We start from the raw sequence: 19424 nt of genomic DNA on the forward strand, positions 1-19424 counted from the left end.
GCCCATGAGCACAACACCTTCAAAGACGCCCCTGTCGCACATCCGCAACTTCTCGATCGTCGCGCATATCGACCATGGCAAATCGACGCTGGCTGACCGGCTGATCCAGTCGACGGGCGGCCTTGCCGCGCGCGAGATGTCGGAACAGGTTCTCGATAACATGGATATCGAGAAGGAGCGCGGCATCACGATCAAGGCACAGACGGTGCGCCTGCACTATGTCGCCAACAATGGTGAGACATACGTCCTGAACCTGATCGATACGCCCGGCCACGTCGACTTCGCTTACGAAGTCTCGCGTTCGCTGTCGGCCTGCGAAGGCTCGCTGCTGGTGGTGGACGCGTCGCAGGGCGTCGAGGCCCAGACGCTCGCCAACGTCTACCAGGCGATCGACAACAACCACGAAATTGTTACTGTCCTCAACAAGATCGACCTGCCAGCGGCCGAGCCAGACCGCATCCGCGAGCAGATCGAGGAAGTCATTGGCATTGATGCGTCGCAGGCCGTGCTGATTTCGGCCAAGACCGGCCTCGGTATTTCTGACGTGCTGGAAGCCATCGTCCATCAGCTTCCCGCGCCGAAGAGCGAAGGTGGTGAGACCGCCCCGTTGAAGGCTCTGCTGGTCGATAGCTGGTACGACACCTATCTCGGCGTCATCGTGCTTGTGCGCATCCTTGATGGCGTGCTGAAGAAGGGCCAGACCGTTCGCATGATGGGCACGGACGCCAAGTATCAGGTTGAACGCGTCGGCGTCATCACGCCGAAGATGGTCAATGTCGACGCGCTCGGCCCGGGCGAGATCGGCTTCATCACCGCCTCGATCAAGGAAGTGGCCGATACCCGCGTCGGTGACACGATCACCGAGGACAAGCGTCCGACCGCCAACATGCTGCCGGGCTTCAAGCCGGCGCAGCCCGTCGTCTTCTGTGGCCTGTTCCCGGTCGATGCCGCAGATTTCGAGGACCTGCGCGCCGCCATGGGCAAGCTGCGCCTCAACGACGCGTCGTTCTCCTTCGAAATGGAATCCTCGGCCGCTCTCGGCTTCGGCTTCCGCTGCGGTTTTCTCGGCCTGCTTCACCTCGAAATCGTCCAGGAGCGCCTCGAGCGCGAATTCGATCTCGACCTGATCGCGACCGCCCCCTCCGTTGTCTACAAGCTGTTCATGACCGATGGCACCGAGCGTGAGCTACACAACCCCGCCGATATGCCCGATGTCGTCAAGATCGCCGAAATCCACGAGCCGTGGATCCGCGCCACTATACTGACGCCGGACGACTATCTCGGCGGCATCCTGAAGCTCTGCCAGGATCGGCGCGGCATCCAGGTGGAACTCACCTATGTCGGCACCCGCGCGATGCTGACCTACGACCTGCCGCTCAACGAAGTCGTCTTCGATTTCTACGACCGGCTGAAGTCGATCTCCAAGGGTTACGCCTCCTTCGACTACCAGATAACCAGCCACCAGGAAGGCCATCTGGTAAAGATGTCGATCCTCGTCAATGGCGAGCCGGTCGATGCGCTGTCGATGATGGTTCACCGTACGGCGGCCGAAAAGCGCGGCCGTGACATGTGCGAGAAGCTCAAGGAGCTTATCCCGAAGCACATGTTCAAGATTCCGATCCAGGCCGCCATCGGCGGCAACGTGATCGCCCGCGAAACCATCTCGGCGCTGCGCAAGGACGTGACTGCCAAGTGCTACGGTGGTGACGCCACCCGCAAGCGCAAGCTGCTCGACAAGCAGAAGGCCGGCAAGAAGCGCATGCGCCAGTTCGGCAAGGTGGAAATCCCGCAGGAAGCATTCATCGCGGCGCTGAAGATGGGCGATGAGTGATCTTTCCATTCATGTTCTATGTGCGTTATAATTCGCACATAGAACATGGATCTGGATATGTCGTCACCCGCTCGTGCATTGGATCAACTCTCCGTCGATAGCCATCTCGTCGCTGAAGCGCGTGAGCTAAAGATTGACGTATCAGTTGCAGCTGCTGAAGGCATAGCCCAGGCAATCCGGACCGAGCGCGAGCGCCTTTGGTTGTTAGAAAACGCGGAGGCAATCCGCCAGTCCAATGAATATGTCGAAAGACATGGTTTGCCATTGGCGAAATATCGCGCTTTCTAATGGCTCGTTTCGACGTTTATCAGATCAAGGGTGGGGATCTTCCGGTCGTCGATCTTCAAGCGACATTTCTCGATAGTCTACACCATCGCGTCGTGGCGCCGCTTATCCCCGCTGAGATTTTCTTCAAGCCGTTGAGCCGTTTGAACCCGAGAATTGTCCTGGAGAACAGGACCTATGTTCTCGCAACTCATCTCATGGCCGCTGTACCAACTCACGAGATTGCTGTGAAAGTGGGAAATGTTTCCCACTGCCGTGACGAGATCGTCGCTGCAACGGATTTCCTCTTCCAAGGGTTCTGAATCAGCTATCCTTCAAAAACAAAACGGCGCGAACAATGTTCGCGCCGTTTCCTGTTTCGGGAGATTGCCAATCAAGCTGCCGCGGAGGCGCTGCCTGCGAGCGGAACTTCGGAGATGGTCTTAAGAACCTGCGAAGCGATCTGGTAGGGGTCGCCCTGGGAGTTGGGGCGGCGATCTTCCAGATAGCCCTTGTAATCGTTCTTGACGAAGGAATGCGGGACGCGGATCGAGGCGCCACGGTCGGCAACGCCGTAGGAGAACTTGTTCCACGGAGCGGTTTCGTGCTTGCCGGTCAGACGCTTGTCATTGTCCGGGCCGTAAACGGCGATGTGGTCCATGAGGTTCTTTTCGAAAGCAGCCATGAGGGCTTCGAAGTATTCCTTGCCGCCGACTTCGCGCATGTATTTGGTCGAGAAGTTGCAGTGCATGCCGGAGCCGTTCCAGTCGGTGTCGCCGAGCGGCTTGCAGTGATACTCGATGTCGATGCCATACTTTTCGGTCAGGCGCTGCAGCAGGTAGCGTGCCATCCAGATTTCGTCGGCAGCCTTCTTGGAGCCCTTGCCGAAAACCTGGAATTCCCACTGACCCTTGGCCACTTCGGCATTGATGCCTTCGTGGTTGATGCCGGCAGCGAGGCACAGGTCGAGGTGTTCTTCGACGATTTCGCGGGCAACGTCGCCGACGTTCGAATAGCCGACGCCGGTGTAGTACGGGCCTTGCGGAGCCGGGTAACCGGACTCGGGGAAGCCGAGCGGGCGGCCGTTCTGATAGAAGAAGTATTCCTGTTCGAAGCCGAACCAGGTGCCTTCGTCGTCAAGAATGGTGGCGCGGGCATTGGTCGAATGCGGCGTTACGCCGTCCGGCATCATCACTTCGCACATGACGAGAGCACCGTTGGTGCGGGCTGGATCCGGATAGATCGCAACCGGCTTCAAGACGCAGTCCGAGGAGCGGCCTTCGGCCTGCATCGTCGACGAACCGTCGAAGCCCCAGAGCGGCAGCTGTTCCAAGGTCGGGAACTCTGCGAATTCCTTGACCTGCGTCTTGCCGCGCAGGTTAGGGACCGGCGTATAACCATCGAGCCAGATGTACTCGAGCTTGTATTTTGTCATTTGACGTCTCTCATCATGAGTTGCTTCGAAAACGAGCACGCCCCGTTGGCAGGGCGGCCAAAACCGCCCGATCACCGAGGACCCGGAAATCTGTGAAGCATAATGTGTGCCAGTTTGATCGAAGACACCGGACAATCGCAAAGAAAACCAACTCTTTGCCGGTTATCAGCCTTCCCGGCGGGGATTCTTGCTGTCGTCACGCGGGGTTAGCAAAAGCGCGACATTTTTGCCTATATTTTAGACATCGTTGCAGTGCAACACGAGTGTCATCTGGTTTTTTGAGTCGCATGCGTCGTAATATGCTTACAAAAGAAACATTTGCCGAAATATTTTGCAGTAGATAGTGCAAAAACCAGGCAAAGTTGTTATATTCCCTCCAAGCGCAGATCGCGCCCCAACACCGGAGGCCATAATATGGCAATACATACGCATCACGGGTCTGCCGAGATCGTGCAGTTCCCGGCAGGCATGTTCAGACGCTCCCGCCCGCTTTCCGAAGCTGGCAGCGTCATTTCGTTCCGCAGGAAGCCGGAAGTCATCTGCTACGAAGCCCTCGAAAGCAGCTGGTACCATGGCGAAGCCGTACGCGAAGCGGACACGGAAAAACGCCTCGACTGAGAGGACCGGACTGCCGAAAGGCAGCCGGTCGCATTCGTCATCGTTTAAGCGATATCTTCGCAAATGCTCCTAGCCCGCTTTGGGGCACTTTTCCCACGACTGAGTTCTCTGTCTCGTTGCTGAAAACCTTTCGGCGGCTGCAAATGGCTGTCACGCTACAAGACGCTTGCGCGTTTTAAACACGCGCCTATCTCCCGAAGTGGACGTCGCTTTGATAAACAGTCACGCGATATGAGAATGGGAGAAACATCATGACAAACACGCCGACATTGCCGAGCGAGGGAGCCTGTCGCTGCGGGCGGGTGCGCCTGAAGATTTCCAAGCCGCCGATCCTGACCATGGCTTGCCATTGCACTGGATGTCAGCGCATGTCCTCCAGCGCCTATTCGCTGGGTGCCGCGATCCCGACCGATGGTTTCGAGGTGACACAAGGCGAGCCGGTGATCGGCGGGCTGCATGGCGAGCACAAGCACTATTTCTGCGGCCACTGCATGAGCGGGATGTTCACGCGGCCTGCCGGCATGGACTGGTTCGTCAACCTGCGCCCGACCATGCTCGATAATGTCAGCTGGTTTTCGCCCTTCATCGAAACCTATACGTCGGAAAAGCTCGCCTTCGCGGAAACCGGCGCCCGCCACGCTTACGAAACCTTCCCGCCTATGGAAGCCTATGAGGGGCTCATGGCGGAGTATCACACCCAATCCTGAGCGCCGCCTTCCATCCGCTGTCACGGAATTGACATTCCCCCGGCCATCGGCTGATCTGTCCGCCGAAGGGGGAAGGCATGAAAGCGCTGATCACCAGACCGGTTGCCATGATGATCGTCGTTTTCGCACGAGCGCTGACCGCCGTGCGTGCGATATGGCCGGAGACTGGTCTGCCCGCGGGGCAATGTGTCTACTTTGCCAATCATTCCAGCCACGGCGATTTCATCCTGATCTGGTCGGTCCTCCCGCCCTGGATGCGGGTGAAAACCCGCCCGGTGGCCGGCGCCGAATACTGGCTGGCCACGTCTCTCAAACGGTTCATCGGCTGTGATGTTTTCAATGCCGTCTTGATCGAGCGCGACCGGGAAAAACGCACCGGCGATCCGATCGCCCGCATGGCTGAAACGCTCGACGCCGGCTCGTCGCTGATCCTCTTTCCCGAGGGCACCCGTAACGAGACCGACGAGCCGATTCTGCCTTTCAAGAGCGGGCTCTACAATCTTGCGACACTCCGGCCGGATATCGATCTCGCGCCCGTGTGGATCGACAACCTCAACCGGGTGATGCCCAAGGGCGAGATCGTGCCGATCCCGCTGATCTGCACCGTCACTTTCGGCGATGCCCTGCGTCTCCGGCCGGACGAGAGCCGCGAAGCCTTTCTGGCCAGAACCAGCGCGGCGCTCCTGTCCCTTTCACCGAAAATCACGGGAGCGGCGGAATGAGCGAGGCGCGTTCGGATCTCATCCTTCTGCTCATCGGCACCGGGGCCTTTCTCGCACTGGCTTCGCTGATCGGCTACATCCTGAAGATCAGGCTTTCGCCTGACGGATCCAATACCGTCGTCGAAAATCTCAATGCACGCATTAATGCCTGGTGGGTGATGGTGGCCCTGATCGGCATCGCCTTCATCGCCGGCAGGGTCGGTGTCGTCATCCTCTTTGCCTTCTGCTCCTTTGCGGCGTTGCGCGAATTCGTGACCCTCACCAACACTCGGCGCGCCGATCACTGGGCGTTGGCAGCCGCCTTCTTCGTTGTCCTGCCGATCCAGTATTATCTGGTTGCCATCGAATATTACGGGCTCTATTCGATCTTCATCCCCGTCTACGCCTTCCTGTTCATGCCGATCATCTCGGTACTGCGCGGAGATTCTGAACGGTTCCTGATCCGCATCGCGGAGGTGCAGTGGGCGCTGATGATTTGCGTCTTCTGCGCGTCCCATGTGCCCGCGCTTCTGAGCCTCAATATTCCCGGTTATGACGGGCGCAACGTATTGCTCATCGCTTTCCTGGTCATCGTCGTGCAAATGAGTGATGTCCTGCAATATGTCTGGGGCAAGCTTTTCGGAAAGACCAGGATCGCGCCGAGACTTTCGCCGTCGAAGACAGCTGAAGGCTTCGCCGGCGGCGTCGCAAGCGCCACGCTCGTTGGTACAGGGCTCTGGTGGATAACGCCGTTTTCGCCGCTGCAGGCTGCCGGTCTTGCGCTGACCATCGCGATCATGGGCTTCTTCGGCGGGCTCGTCATGTCGGCCATCAAGCGTGACCGTGGCGTCAAAGACTGGGGCCATCTTATCGGCGGCCATGGCGGCTTGATCGACCGGCTGGATTCGGTCGTCTTCTCCGCGCCGATCTTCTTTCATATCGTTCGTTTCGGATGGTCGCTTACATGACAGGCACGAATGAAGAGCTGAAGGACCGGCGTCCGCTCGCCAGCCGCAATACGAGGTGGGCTCAAGGCATCGCCCGCTTACTGGCACAGAGGTCGGTAACGCCCAACCAGATTTCTCAAGGAAGCATGGTAGCCGCGGCACTCGCAGGCCTCTCCTTCTGGTGGGCCGGGCACAGCGAGGATATCGAGCGCATCGTCATGCTGTTGCTCGCCGCCCTGTTTTGCCAGCTGCGGCTGCTCTGCAATCTCTTCGACGGCATGGTAGCCGTGGAAGGCGGGAAGGGGGCGGCTGACGGGCCGTTCTGGAACGAGTTTCCCGATCGTGTCGCCGATCTCCTGATCCTTGCTGGTGTCGGTATCGGCGTCGATATGCCGGAACTCGGCTGGGCGGCTGCGGCGCTTGCGATCCTCACGGCCTACGTCCGCGAACTCGGGCACGCGAGCGGCTTGCCAGCCGATTTTTCCGGCCCTATGGCCAAGCAGCACCGTATGGCGACGATCACCGGGGCCGCACTCCTGAGTGTCTTCGAGCCGCTTTGGTACGGCCGCGACGACGTGCTGATCATCGCCCTGATGATCGTCGTTCTCGGCTCCGCAATCACCGTTATCCGGCGCTCATGGCATATTATCGTGCAACTGAAGGCGCGCGGCCGCTCGCCGGAGAAGACTTAACCGGCCAAGGCCTGCAATGGTGTCGTTTTGGCGTCCACCCGGATCTGTTTCACCCAGGCGCGCGCAAGTGCAAGACCGGCGGCATCGGCCTGCGGACCATCAACAGCGGCATGGGTTTCATAATCCGCAAGCCACTCCTCGTCACGTTCGACGATCTGATGACGGAATGTATCGTTCCATTCGGTCACGACCTCGGTCGAAGCTTCGAAATGGAACTGCATGCCATAGCCGGCCCGGCCAACGCGAAAAGCCTGATGTGCCACGGCGGGATTGCCGGCGAGGTGAACGGCTTCTTCCGGCAGCGTGAAAGTATCCGAATGCCACTCGAAGATACGGAAGGCGTCGCCAGCCGCTGACAGCACCGGATCGGCGCGCCCCTCCGCCGTCAATGTGACGCCATGCCAGCCGAATTCGCGCGTGCGGTTCAGCAGGTTTTCAGCGCCATAGCCGCGGGCAAGCAGCTGGCTACCCAGGCAGATGCCGAGAACGGCCTTGCCGGCTTCTGTAAAGCTGCGCATCAGACTGGCAAGTGCAGGAAGATAAGGGTGCAGCTCGTCATCAAGGGCGCTCTGTTCGCCGCCGAAGACGGCCAGCGCGTCGAAGTCGCTTGCGTTCTGCGGCAAAGCCTCACCCTGATAGGGGCGCCGCAGGTCGATGTCGGCGCCTGCTTCCGCAAGCGCCACGCCCACCTGTCCCAGTTTTGAATGGGGCATGTTCTCTACCACCAGAACCCGCATTGCCGCTCCCGTCGTCAAAATCACGCTTCTGATTGAGCATGGAGATAGGCCTCTTTCAAGACCTTCCCCCAAGTTCTCGCCACGCAGAAGGTGCCAAAAACCCGGCAAGCCTTGACCTTTGGGCCTGAAAGAGGCATTTGACCGCCACAATCGCGTTCATAGAAACGCCAGATAGCGGAAAAACCATGAGCAAACCAACCTCATCCGCCCCCTCGCAGCGCATGCTGAGGGTTGGCGAGCAAGTACGCGCAGCCCTGACCCAGGTTCTGCAGCGCGGAGAGGTGCGCGACCCGTTGATCGAAAAGACCGTCATCTCGATTTCGGAAGTGCGCATGTCGCCCGACCTGAAGGTCGCCACGGCCTTCGTGACGCCGCTTGGCATTGCCGATCACGCCGAGCCGATCGAAGCCTTGAACCGTCATGCCAAATATATCCGCGGGCGTCTCACCCCGCATCTGCGGCAGATGAAATATATGCCGGAGGTTCGCTTCAAGGACGATACGAGCTTCGACAATTACAAGAAAATCGACGCACTGCTGCGCTCGCCTGAAGTCCAGCGCGACTTGAAGGATGAAGACGGCCCGGAAGACAAAAACGGGGCGTGATGGCAAAGCATATCACTCTCGACGAGCTTAACAGCTGGACGTTCGAGCGGCGTCAGACGTTCTATCGCAATAACCTTGCCCGCTTCGACAATGCCGAGGCCGTGCGTCTCGTCGAGATGATGGTTGCCTCCGGCCTGCCTTTTCGCCGCGGCAAGGAGATCGCGCACGGTGATCGCGAGATGAAGGTTCTCGAAGCAATTGTCTATTCGCCCTACAATGAAAAGCTGCTCATCGATGCCGCCACGACCGGTAAGCCGCCGCTCGGCGCCATCGAGCCCCTGATCCGCCAAGAGCTGGGCGATGACTATAGCGTCGGCAATGGTGCGACAATCGCTGCCGGTTATCTGATCGCACGGCGTCTCTACGCCCTGGGATACGAGAAGGGCAACAGCCAGAAAATGCCGGATGGCAGCGTCGCCAAGACCGCCGCGACCTTTCGCAAAAAAAGAGCCTGAAGAATGTCAAAACCCCGCAAGCCCAAGGGTCGGCCCGTTTCCGGCTGGCTGATCCTCGACAAGCCGCTCGATTTCGGCTCGACCGAGGCCGTCTCCAAGATCAAGTGGCTGTTCAAGGCTCAGAAGGCTGGACACGCCGGCACCCTCGATCCCCTGGCGTCGGGCATGTTGCCGATCGCGCTCGGTGACGCTACGAAAACGGTCCCCTACGTCATGGACGGCCGCAAGATTTATGAATTCACTGTTGCCTGGGGCGAAGAGCGTTCGACCGACGACCTGGAAGGTCAGGTCGTCAAATCGTCCGATACACGTCCGACCGAAGAGGCGATCCGCGCCCTTCTGCCACAATATACGGGCGTCATCTCGCAGGTCCCGCCACAGTTTTCGGCGATCAAGATCGACGGCGAGCGCGCCTACGATCTCGCCCGCGATGGCGAAACCGTCGATATTCCCGCCCGCGAAGTGGAAGTCTTCCGCCTGTCGCTCCTCGGCTGCACGCCCAATCTCGCGCATTTCGAAATCGAATGCGGCAAGGGTACCTATGTGCGTTCGCTGGCGCGCGATTTCGGCCGTGCGCTCGGCTGTTTCGGCCACATCGCCTCGCTGCGCCGCAGCTTCGTCGCACCGTTCGGCGAAGAGCAGATGGTGCCGCTTGCCTCGCTCGTGGCGCTTGAGAAAATCGAGGATGATCAGGAGCGTCTTGCCGCACTGGATGCTTTCCTGATCGATACCGGTGAAGCCCTGTCGAACCTGCCACATATCGCGATCAGCGACGATCAGGCCCACCGTCTGCGCATGGGCAATCCGATCATCCTGCGCGGCCGCGATGCCCCGCTTGCCGAACCGGAAGCCTACGCCACAGCGCGCGGCAAGCTCGTTGCCATCGGCGAGATCGGCGAAGGCGAGTTTCGGCCTAAGCGGGTGTTCAATACCGACTGAGATTACGACAAGGGGCGGTTTGCCTTCCATGTCGCTCTGACGCATGATCAACGGGAAGATTCGTCAGTTTGGCCGTTAGCGATCATGAAATGATGCCGTAGCGGTGCTGCGACAACCGAGGGCAGCGTTTGAAAGACACGCGTGACAAGGGCATGTGGGTTCCTGGCGTTGCCCTTGCAGCGCGTCTGCGTCATCGGCTTCGGCGTCCTCTTTCCTTCTATCTGACCGCGCTGGTGATCATCGCCATCGTGCCGTCCTTCGTGTTCTCACTCGTCATCCTCAAGCGGATTACCGACGAGCAGGATCGTGTCCTGACCGCGCTGCTTAAGGCTTCCACCGGCTCAGTGACGCGCGTTGTCGAACGCGAAATCGACGGCATGCTGACGACATTGAAGGCTCTTTCGCCCGGAAATGAGATCGATCCCTCCGATCTTGCCGCCCTTCACGCCCGCGCTACCGCAGCCCTGGCCGATACGGGAAACAATCTGATCCTGATCGATCGTGCCGGACACCAATTGCTCAATACCCGGGTGCCCTTCGGGTCGGCGCTAGGTCCGGCATCCGATCCGTCATCAGTGGGGCAGGCTTTTGAGAGGGGCGAGCCGCTGGTCTCCGACGTCTTCTTCGGCAAGACGGCAAACCGCTGGGTTTACAATGTCTATCTGCCGGTCAGAACGCCTCTGGGTAATCCGGATTATCTGCTGACGTTGACCGGCGATGCCCACAACATGCTGAAGGCCGTCAATCGCGACGTCCTTTCTCCCGGTTGGAATGCGGCGTTGCTCGACCGCACGGGTAACCTGATCGCGTCTTCCGATCCGTCCCTTGCCGTTGGCAAGCCGTTCTTCATGGATCTGGTGCCCGCCTTTAAAGTCGGCATCAGCGAGGCCGTACACGATGGTGTTGCCTATCGAACCGTAACCGAGTTCTCTATGACGACAGGATGGAGGATCGTCGCCTGGGCGAAAACTTCCGAGGTCGATGCTCCCGTGCTCTGGTCATTTCTCTGGCTTTCTGCGGGCGCAGTGCTGTTTGCTGCCTTTGCCGTCGCGGGATCGACGCTGATTGCGCGTATTCTTGCGCAGGGCGTCACGATGCTGGCGCGGGATGCGCGGCTCCTGGGCGAAGGCAGGCCGATCGCTGCGCGCCAGCATATGATCACCGAAGTCGAGACGGTCTCGAAGGCGATCGCGGATGCTGCGCAGGAGCGCGCCAAGGCCGAAAGCGAAATCCGCTTCCTGATGCGCGAAGTGGCGCATCGCTCGAAGAACCAGCTTACCGTCATCCAGTCCATGCTCAACCAGTCGGTGACCAACGCCGAAGGCCGGCTGGATTTTGCAGACACCTTTCGCAAGCGGATTGCAGGTCTTGCGCGCTCGACGGATCTGATGATCGCCAACGCCTCGCTCGGTGTCGATTTTGGCGAGCTGGCTCAAAACCAGCTGCAGCCGTTTATCCCCGACGATCCCAGGCGTGTGCGCATCGCGGGCCCCGCCGTCAGACTTGATGCCCAGGTCTCCCAGACCCTTGGCATGGCGCTGCATGAGCTTGCCACCAATGCGACCAAATATGGCGCCTTATGCAATGGCCACGGCACGGTCGACCTCTCCTGGACGCTTGGAGACGAGAATGTCGTCATCATCTGGCGCGAACGGGGCGCGGACCTTTCGGCTATCCCGAGCGAACCGCGAAAGGGCTTCGGCACCATGGTCCTGGAGCGGATGCTGGCCATGGCTCTTGGTGCAACGCTGAAGCGCAGCACGCATGAGGACGGTATCGAATGGCACGTCACTATCCCGCGGACGCATCTGCAGGGCGAGCTTGAGGACGACAGCTGAAAGCGGGAAAGAAGATGCGGTCGATCACAGCGCCGGTGGCATCGCATCCCTGATGTTGATCATTGGCGCAGCGGAAGTCGGCGCCTCCGACCGCATCTGCAGGATTGCCGATCCCACCGGCACGCCGCTGAACATCCGTTCAAGCCCCAACCGCGCTCTTCTTTCGACCATCGACAATGGCCGGGACGTACGGGTTCTGGAAGAACAGCGGGTCAAGCACGAGCTCTGGCCGCGCATCATGGCCGATGGGCAGGAGAGGGGATGGGTTTTTGGTTCCTATCTCGATTGCGTAACCGATGCCGATGCGATGAAATCGGCGCCGACGCGGCCACCAACGCCGCTGGACTAGGCCGTCGCTCGCCGTCGAAACGGGACGACGAGCACGCCTCTTTCCTTTTGTCTCCGGATGGTTTATAGGCACCGCCAGCAAAAGCTCCGTAATAAAGGCGGCCTTCTGCTCCATTGGCCGCAGCTAGACGACATCCCGGCTGCCGGCGTCCCGAAATCCTGTAAAATCGAAAGGATCACACGATGTCGATCACTGCAGAGCGCAAGGCTGCGCTTATCAAGGAATACGCAATCGTCGAAGGCGATACCGGTTCTCCGGAAGTCCAGGTTGCTATCCTTACGGAACGGATCAACAACCTGACCGATCACTTCAAGGGCCACAAGAAGGACAACCACTCGCGTCGTGGCCTTCTGGCAATGGTTTCCACCCGCCGTTCGCTTCTTGACTATGTCAAGAAGAAGGAAGAAGCGCGTTACACCAAGCTGATCACGGCTCTCGGCATCCGCCGCTAAAACTTCGCTTCCGGCGGACGTTTCCAGATGGAGCGTCCGCCGGTCGCTTTTTACGGGGCAATTTCCCGTTCCTCGCCTCAATGCAGCCACTCCGGCGCCCGGCGAAACTATTCTTTCCAGCAGCCCGGAAGGGCCGGCGCTGCGGAACAACCGATGACCTGTCATGGGGCAGGATTGCAGGATGCTTCTGCGCTGTCAGCGCGGATTTCACGAAGCCTCCCGTTGTCTTGCCCATGACCTGTCATATTTGCGGACACGACGCCGCTCGCGCCATCCTTAAGGCAGCGACGTGGATAAGCCCGCATAGAAGGACGAGATATGTTCGATACCCACACGGTAGAAATTGAATGGGCCGGCCGCCCGCTCAAGCTCGAAACCGGCAAGATCGCCCGTCAGGCCGACGGCGCGGTTCTCGCGACTTACGGCGAAACCGTCGTTCTGGCGACCGTCGTTTCGGCCAAGGCCCCGAAGCCCGGCCAGGACTTCTTCCCGCTGACCGTCAACTACCAGGAAAAGACCTACGCCGCCGGCAAGATCCCGGGTGGCTACTTCAAACGCGAAGGCCGTCCCTCGGAAAAGGAAACGCTGGTTTCCCGCCTGATCGACCGACCGATCCGCCCGCTCTTCCCGGAAGGTTACAAGAACGACACCCAGGTCGTCGTGACCGTCGTCCAGCATGACCTCGAAAATGATCCGGACGTCTTGTCGATGGTTGCAGCATCGGCTGCCCTGACCATCTCCGGCGTCCCCTTCATGGGCCCGGTCGGCGCTGCGCGCGTCGGTTACATCAACGGCGAATATGTCTTGAACCCGCATCTCGACGAGATGGACGAGTCGGTGCTCGACCTCGTCGTTGCCGGCACGCAGGACGCCGTCCTGATGGTCGAATCGGAAGCCAAGGAACTCAACGAAGAGATCATGCTCGGCGCCGTCATGTTCGGCCACAAGGGCTTCCAGCCGGTCATCGACGCGATCATCAAGCTCGCTGAAGTGGCCGCCAAGGAGCCGCGCGACTTCCAGCCGGAAGATCATTCGGAACTCGAAGCCGAAATGCTCGGCATCGCCGAAGCCGAACTGCGTGTTGCCTACAAGAACACTCAGAAGGCCGAGCGCTACGCTGCCGTCGATGCCGTCAAGGCAAAGGTCAAGGCTCATTTCTTCCCGGAAGGTGCTGAGCCGAAGTACACGGCTGAAGTCATCGGTGCTGTCTTCAAGCACCTGCAGGCCAAGATCGTTCGCTGGAACATCCTCGACACCAAGAGCCGCATCGACGGCCGCGACCTGTCGACCGTTCGTCCGATCGTTTCGGAAGTCGGCATCCTGCCGCGTACCCATGGTTCGGCGCTGTTCACCCGCGGTGAAACCCAGGCGATCGTTGTCGCGACCCTCGGTACCGGCGAAGACGAACAGTACGTCGACAGCCTGACCGGCATGTACAAGGAGCGCTTCCTGCTCCATTACAACTTCCCTCCCTACTCGGTTGGTGAAACCGGCCGCATGGGTTCCCCGGGTCGCCGCGAAATCGGTCATGGCAAGCTCGCATGGCGCGCCATCCGTCCGATGCTGCCGTCTGCGGACCAGTTCCCCTACACGCTGCGCATCGTCTCCGAGATCACCGAGTCCAATGGCTCGTCCTCGATGGCAACCGTCTGCGGCACCTCGCTTGCTCTGATGGATGCAGGCGTTCCGTTGGCAAAGCCGGTCGCCGGTATTGCCATGGGCCTGATCCTCGAAGGTGAACGCTTCGCCGTTCTCTCCGACATCCTCGGCGACGAAGATCACCTCGGCGACATGGACTTCAAGGTCGCCGGCACCGCCGACGGCATCACCTCGCTGCAGATGGACATCAAGATCGCCGGTATCACCGAAGAGATCATGAAGGTCGCGCTTGAGCAGGCACAGGGCGGTCGCAAGCACATCCTCGGCGAGATGGCCAGTGCCATCACTGAAGGTCGCAGCCAGCTCGGCGAATTCGCACCGCGCATCGAAGTCATGAACATCCCGGTCGACAAGATCCGTGAAGTCATCGGCTCCGGCGGCAAGGTCATCCGCGAAATCGTCGAAAAGACCGGCGCCAAGGTCAACATCGAAGACGACGGCACGATCAAGATCGCCTCTTCCTCGGCCAAGGAAATCGAAGCCGCTCGCAAGTGGATCCACTCGATCGTCGCTGAGCCGGAAGTCGGCCAGATCTACGAAGGCACGGTCGTCAAGACCGCCGACTTCGGCGCTTTCGTCAACTTCTTCGGCCCGCGCGATGGCCTCGTGCACATCTCGCAGCTCGCTTCCGAGCGCGTTGCCAAGACCTCCGACATCGTCAAGGAAGGCGACAAAGTCTGGGTCAAGCTGATGGGCTTCGACGAGCGTGGCAAGGTTCGCCTCTCGATGAAGGTCGTCGACCAGGCAACCGGCAAGGAACTCGCTGCCGATAAGAAGGGTGATGGCGAAGCTGCTGAATAAGCATTCGCGTCCTTCCTGACTATCCGGGCGCGGAGCATATCGTTCCGCGCCCTTTCTTTATCCTCCACGGGACTTCCGCCATGAGCCGCGACACCTTGAAAACCCTTTTCTACCCCTTCGACAATGGCGTGCTGCCATCGCCGGGCGAAGGCGAGCGCGTGCTCTTTCTCGGCGCCGAGGCGGGCTACAGGCTGCCGGAAGGCTTTCTGGGTGAGATTGCTGCCGTCCAGCCACTGAAGCCGTTCCACAAGGCGCTGCAGGCCGCGCGCGTGAATGTTGCAACGTCTCCCGAAGGCGAGGACTATGACGTGGCTCTCGTTCTCTGCGGCAAGCACAAGGGCGAAAACGAAGACCGGATCGCCGAGGCGCTGAAGCGCACCAAGGTCGGCGGTACGGTCGTCGTTGCCGGTAGCAAGGAAGATGGCATCCAGTCGCTGCGCAAGCGTTTTACCCAGCTCGGCTGGGGTGGCGATTCGCTGCCGAAATACCATGGCGTCGCCTTCTGGTTCGGCCGGCCTGATGACGCCAATGCCGATCCGGTGATCGAGCGCTTCGCCAAGAAGCCGGTTCGTGTCGAAGGTCGTTTCGATGCAGCGCCCGGCATGTTTTCCCACGACCGTATTGATGCGGGCTCGGAACTTCTTGCATCGCGCCTGCCGACCGATTTCACGGGCCACGCGGCAGACTTTGGCGCGGGCTGGGGCTATCTCACCGTCATGCTCGCGGAAAAGTCACCCGGCCTGAAGGGCGTCGATCTTTTCGAAGCCGATTTTCATGCGCTGGAAGCCGCCCGTACCAATATCGCCGTCAATGCGTCGAAAATCCCGACGCGTTTCCACTGGCAGGACCTGACCAGCGAAGAGCCGCGCGACAAGTTCGATCTCATCATCATGAATCCGCCTTTCCATGAAAGCCAGGCTGCTGAGCCGGCGCTTGGGGCGGCGATGATCCGCATGGCTGCGAAGTCGCTTAAGATCGGCGGACGCCTGCTGATGGTCGCCAATCGCGGCTTGCCCTACGAGCCTGTCATGACCGAAGCTTTCAAGGAATGGGGCGAAACCTGCCGCAACGCGCGCTTCAAGGTCCTCTGGGGCCGTCGTTAAGGTTGAAAGGTCTGGGCGCCCACTGTTGCCGCCCTGCGTCTGCATCGGATGCCGCTGAGCCATGCCATTTCGGCTGGAACCTGTTGCGTTGCAGCGGGATTAGGTTCACCATTCTTTTGCCGCATATCCTTGTCGCGTCCCGTTGGACGCGCCGGCTCGATGGAGCAAGACGATGGGATTTGGACCTGCCCGCCCGCCTGTTACCGAAGATGTCGCGGGTGTGATTGTCAAGGATATCAAGAGCGGAGAGGGGCACAGCGCGACCTCCGAAGTGCCGCTTGCCTTCCAGACAGGTCGCCCACCGACTGATCCGGTGGTGCTCGGCGATACCCGCAAGCAGATGATGATGTTCGGCCTTTTCGCGTTCTGCACTCTCGCAGTGCTGCTTGCCGTCTGGGCGCTGGCCTGACGGCTGATCTTACCTGCGTCGACCAGATCGCCGCAGATCCATAGGATACCGAGGCTATCGGAGAGTTGGCACCGGCCGCCTGTTCCAGCCGGTGCCTCACATCAAGCCTTCAGAGCCCGCGAAAACAAACGCGAAAGCCGCTCTGCAAAGGCGCGTGGGTCCGACGGCCGATCACCATCGAGAATACGCGCCTGATCCAGCAGCAGATTGACGGCATCTGCACGGAAAGCCTCGTTGCCATTGGCCGCCACGGCGGCGATCAGGGCGTTGTCCGGATTGACCTCGAGGATCGGCTTGGCGGCGGCATCAAGCCGGCCCGCACCCTGCAGCATTTTTTCGAGTTGACGATCAGGCCCGTGTTCGGGTGCCACGAGGCAGACGGCGCTTTCGGTAAGGCGATCCGAAGTGCGGACATCAGAAACGGCGTCGGCAAGCGCCATTTTCGCGAAAGCGATGAAGTCTTTCACCGCCTCCGTCGTCTCAGCGCTCGGCTTCTCCTTGGCGTCAAGTTTCGGCACCTGCGCAAGATCAGACGTCCCTTGCGTGATCGACTTGAACGGCTTGCCCTCGAAGTCAGGCGCTGCCGTTACCCAGAAGCTGTCGATCGAATCCGTCAGCAACAGCACCTCGATCCCGCGGGCGCGAAAACCTTCGAGCTGCGGTGATGCTTGCAATTGGCCGAGATTGTCGCCGGTGAGGTAATAGATCGCCGCCTGCGCATCCTTCATGTCCTTGACGTAGTCGGCAAGCGAGCGATGCTCGTCGCCGGAGGCGGTCGTGCGAAAGCGGGCGAGCGTCATCAGCTGGCCGCGGCGCTCGAAATCGTCGTAGATGCCTTCCTTGATGACGGGGCCGAAGGCATCCCAGAGCTTGGCGAAAGCGTCTTTATCACTGTCTGCCAGCTTCTCGATGGCGGTGAGCACGCGGCTCGTCAGGCCCTTGCGGATGGCAGACAGGATCGGGCTTTCCTGGATCATCTCGCGCGAGACGTTGAGCGGCAGGTCTGATGTATCGACGAGCCCGCGCACGAAGCGCAGATAGCGCGGCATCAGTTCAGCGTCATCGGTGATGAAGACGCGCTTCACATAGAGCTTCATCCGGCCCTTACCGGTCGGATCGAAAAGATCGTACGGCTTGGAGGTCGGCACGAAGGCAAGGCCGGTATATTCGTGGCGGCCTTCGGCGCGGAAATGCACCGTCAGCGCCGGCTCGTCATATTGGCCGGCGACGCTGCGGTAGAAATCGGCGTATTCTTCCTTGGTGATCTCGTTGCGCAACCGCGTCCAGAGCGCCGTGCCGTCGCCGACCCGGCTCGTTTCGCCTGAGGGCAGTTCGACGAGATCGATCGGCACCGGCACATGGCCGGACTGCTCCTTGACGATGCGCTCGACGCTCCATTTCGACGTGTAGGACTTGGCGTCGTCCATTAGCTGCAAGGTGATGCGCGTGCCGCGTTCCGGTGCATCGGTAAGTTCGACGGCTTCGACCGTGTAGCTTCCCTGGCCGTCCGACGACCAGCGCCACGCGTGTTCGCTGCCGGCGCGGCGGGAGACGACGTCAACCCGGCTTGCGGCCATGAAGGCGGAATAGAAGCCGACGCCGAACTGACCGATCAGTTGGGTGCCGTCGCCGGCCTTGGCCGCCTCAATGCGCTCCATGAATGCACGCGTGCCCGAGCGAGCGATCGTGCCCAGCGCCTCGATCATCTCATCGCGACTCATGCCGATGCCGTTATCGGCGACAACAAGGCGATTTTCCGGTTCCAGGGACAGAGTAATGCGCGGAGAACGATCGGAGCCTAAAAGTTCTGGTGCGCTGATCGCCTCGTAGCGCAGTTTCTCGCAGGCATCGGCCGCGTTCGAGATCAGTTCGCGCAGAAAGACATCCTTGTCCGAATAGACCGAGTGCACCATGAGGTGAAGCAGGCGGGCGACATCGGCTTCGAAGACGTGATTTTCGACAGGTTTTTCAGGAGCATCGCTCATGCTTGAATTGCCTCTGACATGTTGGATTGGATGGCTCGTAACTGGCGAGCCGCGACCCAAAAATCAAGAGGCAATTTCAAGCAGGCGACGTTACTCGCTATCGGCGCTGCGGAGCGTGTCGAGCGCAGGCATCGAGGTGATGTTGTAGCCGCTATCGACATAGTGGATCTCGCCGGTAACGCCACGCGAAAGATCGGATAGCAGGTAGAGTGCCGAGCTACCGACATCCTCGATCGTCACGGTACGACGCATCGGGGAGTTCTTCTGCTGCCAGGAGAGCATCGCGCGGGCGTCCGAGATACCGGCACCCGCAAGCGTGCGGATCGGGCCGGCCGAGATCGCGTTGACGCGGATGCCGTTCTGGCCATAGTCGGCGGCCAGATAGCGTACAGATGCTTCGAGAGCCGCCTTGGCGACGCCCATGACGTTGTAGTTCGGCATGACACGCACCGAGCCGCCGTAGGTCAGGGTCAGCATCGCGCCGCCATCGGCCATCAGTGCTGCCGCGCGCTTGGCGATTTCGGTGAACGAGAAACAGGAAATGACCATCGTGCGGCTGAAATTGTCACGCGAGGTGTCGGCATAGAGGCCCTTCAACTCGTTCTTGTCGGAGAAGCCGATGGCGTGCACGACGAAATCGAGCTTGCCCCACCTCTCCTTCAGCGCATCGATGACAGCATCGACCGAGGCAAGATCCTCGACGTCGCAGGGCAGCAGGATGTCGGAGCCGGCTTCGGCCGCTAGCGGCTTCACGCGCTTTCCGAGCGCTTCGCCCTGGTAGGTGAAGGCAAGTTCGGCACCGGCGCCGGCCAGCGCCTTGGCGATGCCCCAGGCGATCGAGTGATTGTTGGCAACCCCCATGATGAGGCCGCGTTTTCCTGCCATGATACCGGTCAT

21 protein-coding genes are annotated in these 19424 nt (G+C 60.2%); 17 read left to right on the plus strand and 4 right to left on the minus strand.

Going from position 1 to position 19424, the window contains the following annotated elements; genetic code table 11:
* Nucleotides 1–4 precede the first annotated feature (4 nt).
* The 3 genes from lepA to QO002_RS02620 are packed head-to-tail and all read left to right on the plus strand — an operon-like array spanning nucleotide 5 to nucleotide 2418.
* A complete protein-coding gene (gene lepA / locus QO002_RS02610) occupies nucleotides 5–1831 on the plus strand; it encodes a translation elongation factor 4 (RefSeq protein ID WP_370878442.1) in 1827 nt (608 codons plus the stop codon).
* Nucleotides 1832–1876: 45 nt separating this feature from the next.
* A complete protein-coding gene (locus QO002_RS02615; protein ID WP_307226407.1) occupies nucleotides 1877–2119 on the plus strand; it encodes a type II toxin-antitoxin system CcdA family antitoxin in 243 nt (80 codons plus the stop codon).
* A complete protein-coding gene (locus QO002_RS02620; RefSeq protein ID WP_307226409.1) occupies nucleotides 2119–2418 on the plus strand; it encodes a CcdB family protein in 300 nt (99 codons plus the stop codon). The genes QO002_RS02615 and QO002_RS02620 overlap by 1 nt, the downstream gene beginning before the upstream one ends.
* A 71-nt stretch (nucleotides 2419–2489) precedes the next feature.
* On the opposite strand, the gene QO002_RS02625 is transcribed toward QO002_RS02620, so the two are convergent.
* Nucleotides 2490–3530, minus strand: coding sequence for a glutamine synthetase beta-grasp domain-containing protein (locus tag QO002_RS02625; RefSeq protein ID WP_307226411.1), 1041 nt, complete (start codon nucleotides 3528–3530; stop codon nucleotides 2490–2492).
* Between the two features lie 414 nt (nucleotides 3531–3944).
* Between QO002_RS02625 and QO002_RS02630 the strand changes: the two genes are divergently transcribed.
* The 5 genes from QO002_RS02630 to QO002_RS02650 all read left to right on the plus strand — a co-directional run bounded on the left by QO002_RS02630 (nucleotide 3945) and on the right by QO002_RS02650 (nucleotide 7195).
* A complete protein-coding gene (locus QO002_RS02630) occupies nucleotides 3945–4148 on the plus strand; it encodes a DUF2735 domain-containing protein (protein ID WP_307226413.1) in 204 nt (67 codons plus the stop codon).
* 251 nt (nucleotides 4149–4399) lie between these two features.
* On the plus strand, nucleotides 4400–4855 hold the full coding sequence (locus QO002_RS02635; protein ID WP_307226415.1) for a GFA family protein: 456 nt from the start codon (nucleotides 4400–4402) through the stop codon (nucleotides 4853–4855).
* A 77-nt stretch (nucleotides 4856–4932) separates the two neighbouring features.
* Nucleotides 4933–5577, plus strand: coding sequence for a lysophospholipid acyltransferase family protein (locus QO002_RS02640; RefSeq protein ID WP_307226416.1), 645 nt, complete (start codon nucleotides 4933–4935; stop codon nucleotides 5575–5577).
* Entirely contained in the window at nucleotides 5574–6524 is a 951-nt protein-coding gene (locus QO002_RS02645) for a phosphatidate cytidylyltransferase (RefSeq protein ID WP_307226418.1), read from the plus strand. Before QO002_RS02640 ends, QO002_RS02645 begins: the two co-directional genes overlap by 4 nt.
* Nucleotides 6521–7195 carry a CDP-alcohol phosphatidyltransferase family protein gene (locus QO002_RS02650; RefSeq protein ID WP_307226420.1) on the plus strand — a complete coding sequence of 225 codons (675 nt, stop codon included), beginning with the start codon at nucleotides 6521–6523 and terminating at the stop codon, nucleotides 7193–7195. The genes QO002_RS02645 and QO002_RS02650 overlap by 4 nt, the downstream gene beginning before the upstream one ends.
* Here QO002_RS02650 and QO002_RS02655 read toward each other — a convergent pair.
* The gene (locus QO002_RS02655) at nucleotides 7192–7932 is read right to left on the minus strand and encodes a type 1 glutamine amidotransferase (protein ID WP_307226423.1); all 741 of its coding nucleotides are present in this window, start codon (nucleotides 7930–7932) and stop codon (nucleotides 7192–7194) included. The genes QO002_RS02650 and QO002_RS02655 overlap by 4 nt on opposite strands.
* 185 nt (nucleotides 7933–8117) lie before the next feature.
* Here QO002_RS02655 and rbfA point away from each other — a divergent pair, with 185 nt between their 5' ends.
* The 9 genes from rbfA to QO002_RS02700 all read left to right on the plus strand — a co-directional run bounded on the left by rbfA (nucleotide 8118) and on the right by QO002_RS02700 (nucleotide 16542).
* Nucleotides 8118–8537 carry a 30S ribosome-binding factor RbfA gene (gene rbfA / locus QO002_RS02660; RefSeq protein WP_307226426.1) on the plus strand — a complete coding sequence of 140 codons (420 nt, stop codon included), beginning with the start codon at nucleotides 8118–8120 and terminating at the stop codon, nucleotides 8535–8537.
* Nucleotides 8537–8992, plus strand: a complete 456-nt coding sequence (locus tag QO002_RS02665) for a hypothetical protein (RefSeq protein ID WP_307226428.1) — start codon at nucleotides 8537–8539, stop codon at nucleotides 8990–8992. The genes rbfA and QO002_RS02665 overlap by 1 nt, the downstream gene beginning before the upstream one ends.
* Before the next feature lie 3 nt (nucleotides 8993–8995).
* Nucleotides 8996–9931, plus strand: coding sequence for a tRNA pseudouridine(55) synthase TruB (truB, locus tag QO002_RS02670; protein WP_307226431.1), 936 nt, complete (start codon nucleotides 8996–8998; stop codon nucleotides 9929–9931).
* A 152-nt stretch (nucleotides 9932–10083) separates the two neighbouring features.
* Complete coding sequence (locus QO002_RS02675) at nucleotides 10084–11769, plus strand: sensor histidine kinase (protein ID WP_370878533.1); 1686 nt, start codon at nucleotides 10084–10086, stop codon at nucleotides 11767–11769.
* Entirely contained in the window at nucleotides 11753–12118 is a 366-nt protein-coding gene (locus tag QO002_RS02680; protein ID WP_307226435.1) for an SH3 domain-containing protein, read from the plus strand. The genes QO002_RS02675 and QO002_RS02680 overlap by 17 nt, the downstream gene beginning before the upstream one ends.
* A gap of 182 nt (nucleotides 12119–12300) precedes the next feature.
* Nucleotides 12301–12570 (plus strand): 30S ribosomal protein S15, encoded by a 270-nt coding sequence (gene rpsO, locus QO002_RS02685; RefSeq protein WP_307226436.1) that lies wholly within the window; start codon nucleotides 12301–12303, stop codon nucleotides 12568–12570.
* A gap of 318 nt (nucleotides 12571–12888) precedes the next feature.
* Nucleotides 12889–15030, plus strand: coding sequence for a polyribonucleotide nucleotidyltransferase (gene pnp, locus QO002_RS02690; protein ID WP_307226438.1), 2142 nt, complete (start codon nucleotides 12889–12891; stop codon nucleotides 15028–15030).
* An 80-nt stretch (nucleotides 15031–15110) separates the two neighbouring features.
* Entirely contained in the window at nucleotides 15111–16133 is a 1023-nt protein-coding gene (locus QO002_RS02695) for a class I SAM-dependent methyltransferase (protein WP_307226440.1), read from the plus strand.
* 172 nt (nucleotides 16134–16305) lie between these two features.
* Complete coding sequence (locus QO002_RS02700) at nucleotides 16306–16542, plus strand: hypothetical protein (protein WP_307226442.1); 237 nt, start codon at nucleotides 16306–16308, stop codon at nucleotides 16540–16542.
* A 101-nt stretch (nucleotides 16543–16643) separates the two neighbouring features.
* On the opposite strand, the gene htpG is transcribed toward QO002_RS02700, so the two are convergent.
* Both htpG and fabI read right to left on the minus strand, forming a co-directional pair.
* Nucleotides 16644–18527, minus strand: a complete 1884-nt coding sequence (gene htpG / locus QO002_RS02705) for a molecular chaperone HtpG (RefSeq protein ID WP_307226444.1) — start codon at nucleotides 18525–18527, stop codon at nucleotides 16644–16646.
* A 90-nt stretch (nucleotides 18528–18617) separates the two neighbouring features.
* Entirely contained in the window at nucleotides 18618–19424 is an 807-nt protein-coding gene (fabI, locus tag QO002_RS02710; protein ID WP_307226446.1) for an enoyl-ACP reductase FabI, read from the minus strand.

Source organism: Pararhizobium capsulatum DSM 1112, assembly GCF_030814475.1.
GTDB classification, from domain to species: Bacteria; Pseudomonadota; Alphaproteobacteria; order Rhizobiales; family Rhizobiaceae; genus Pararhizobium; species Pararhizobium capsulatum.

Excerpts from the sequence above, each read along its gene's own strand:
- QO002_RS02695 (WP_307226440.1), top strand. The coding sequence starts at position 15,111 with ATGAGCCGCGACACCTTGAAAACCCTTTTCTACCCCTTCGACAATGGC.
- fabI (WP_307226446.1), bottom strand. The coding sequence starts at position 19,424 with ATGACCGGTATCATGGCAGGAAAACGCGGCCTCATCATGGGGGTTGCC.
- rpsO (WP_307226436.1), top strand. The coding sequence starts at position 12,301 with ATGTCGATCACTGCAGAGCGCAAGGCTGCGCTTATCAAGGAATACGCA.
- htpG (WP_307226444.1), bottom strand. The coding sequence starts at position 18,527 with ATGAGCGATGCTCCTGAAAAACCTGTCGAAAATCACGTCTTCGAAGCC.
- QO002_RS02675 (WP_370878533.1), top strand. The coding sequence starts at position 10,084 with ATGTGGGTTCCTGGCGTTGCCCTTGCAGCGCGTCTGCGTCATCGGCTT.
- lepA (WP_370878442.1), top strand. The coding sequence starts at position 5 with ATGAGCACAACACCTTCAAAGACGCCCCTGTCGCACATCCGCAACTTC.
- QO002_RS02620 (WP_307226409.1), top strand. The coding sequence starts at position 2,119 with ATGGCTCGTTTCGACGTTTATCAGATCAAGGGTGGGGATCTTCCGGTC.
- truB (WP_307226431.1), top strand. The coding sequence starts at position 8,996 with ATGTCAAAACCCCGCAAGCCCAAGGGTCGGCCCGTTTCCGGCTGGCTG.
- QO002_RS02700 (WP_307226442.1), top strand. The coding sequence starts at position 16,306 with ATGGGATTTGGACCTGCCCGCCCGCCTGTTACCGAAGATGTCGCGGGT.
- rbfA (WP_307226426.1), top strand. The coding sequence starts at position 8,118 with ATGAGCAAACCAACCTCATCCGCCCCCTCGCAGCGCATGCTGAGGGTT.
- QO002_RS02640 (WP_307226416.1), top strand. The coding sequence starts at position 4,933 with ATGAAAGCGCTGATCACCAGACCGGTTGCCATGATGATCGTCGTTTTC.
- QO002_RS02655 (WP_307226423.1), bottom strand. The coding sequence starts at position 7,932 with ATGCGGGTTCTGGTGGTAGAGAACATGCCCCATTCAAAACTGGGACAG.
- QO002_RS02630 (WP_307226413.1), top strand. The coding sequence starts at position 3,945 with ATGGCAATACATACGCATCACGGGTCTGCCGAGATCGTGCAGTTCCCG.
- QO002_RS02625 (WP_307226411.1), bottom strand. The coding sequence starts at position 3,530 with ATGACAAAATACAAGCTCGAGTACATCTGGCTCGATGGTTATACGCCG.
- pnp (WP_307226438.1), top strand. The coding sequence starts at position 12,889 with ATGTTCGATACCCACACGGTAGAAATTGAATGGGCCGGCCGCCCGCTC.
- QO002_RS02635 (WP_307226415.1), top strand. The coding sequence starts at position 4,400 with ATGACAAACACGCCGACATTGCCGAGCGAGGGAGCCTGTCGCTGCGGG.
- QO002_RS02650 (WP_307226420.1), top strand. The coding sequence starts at position 6,521 with ATGACAGGCACGAATGAAGAGCTGAAGGACCGGCGTCCGCTCGCCAGC.
- QO002_RS02645 (WP_307226418.1), top strand. The coding sequence starts at position 5,574 with ATGAGCGAGGCGCGTTCGGATCTCATCCTTCTGCTCATCGGCACCGGG.
- QO002_RS02665 (WP_307226428.1), top strand. The coding sequence starts at position 8,537 with ATGGCAAAGCATATCACTCTCGACGAGCTTAACAGCTGGACGTTCGAG.
- QO002_RS02615 (WP_307226407.1), top strand. The coding sequence starts at position 1,877 with ATGGATCTGGATATGTCGTCACCCGCTCGTGCATTGGATCAACTCTCC.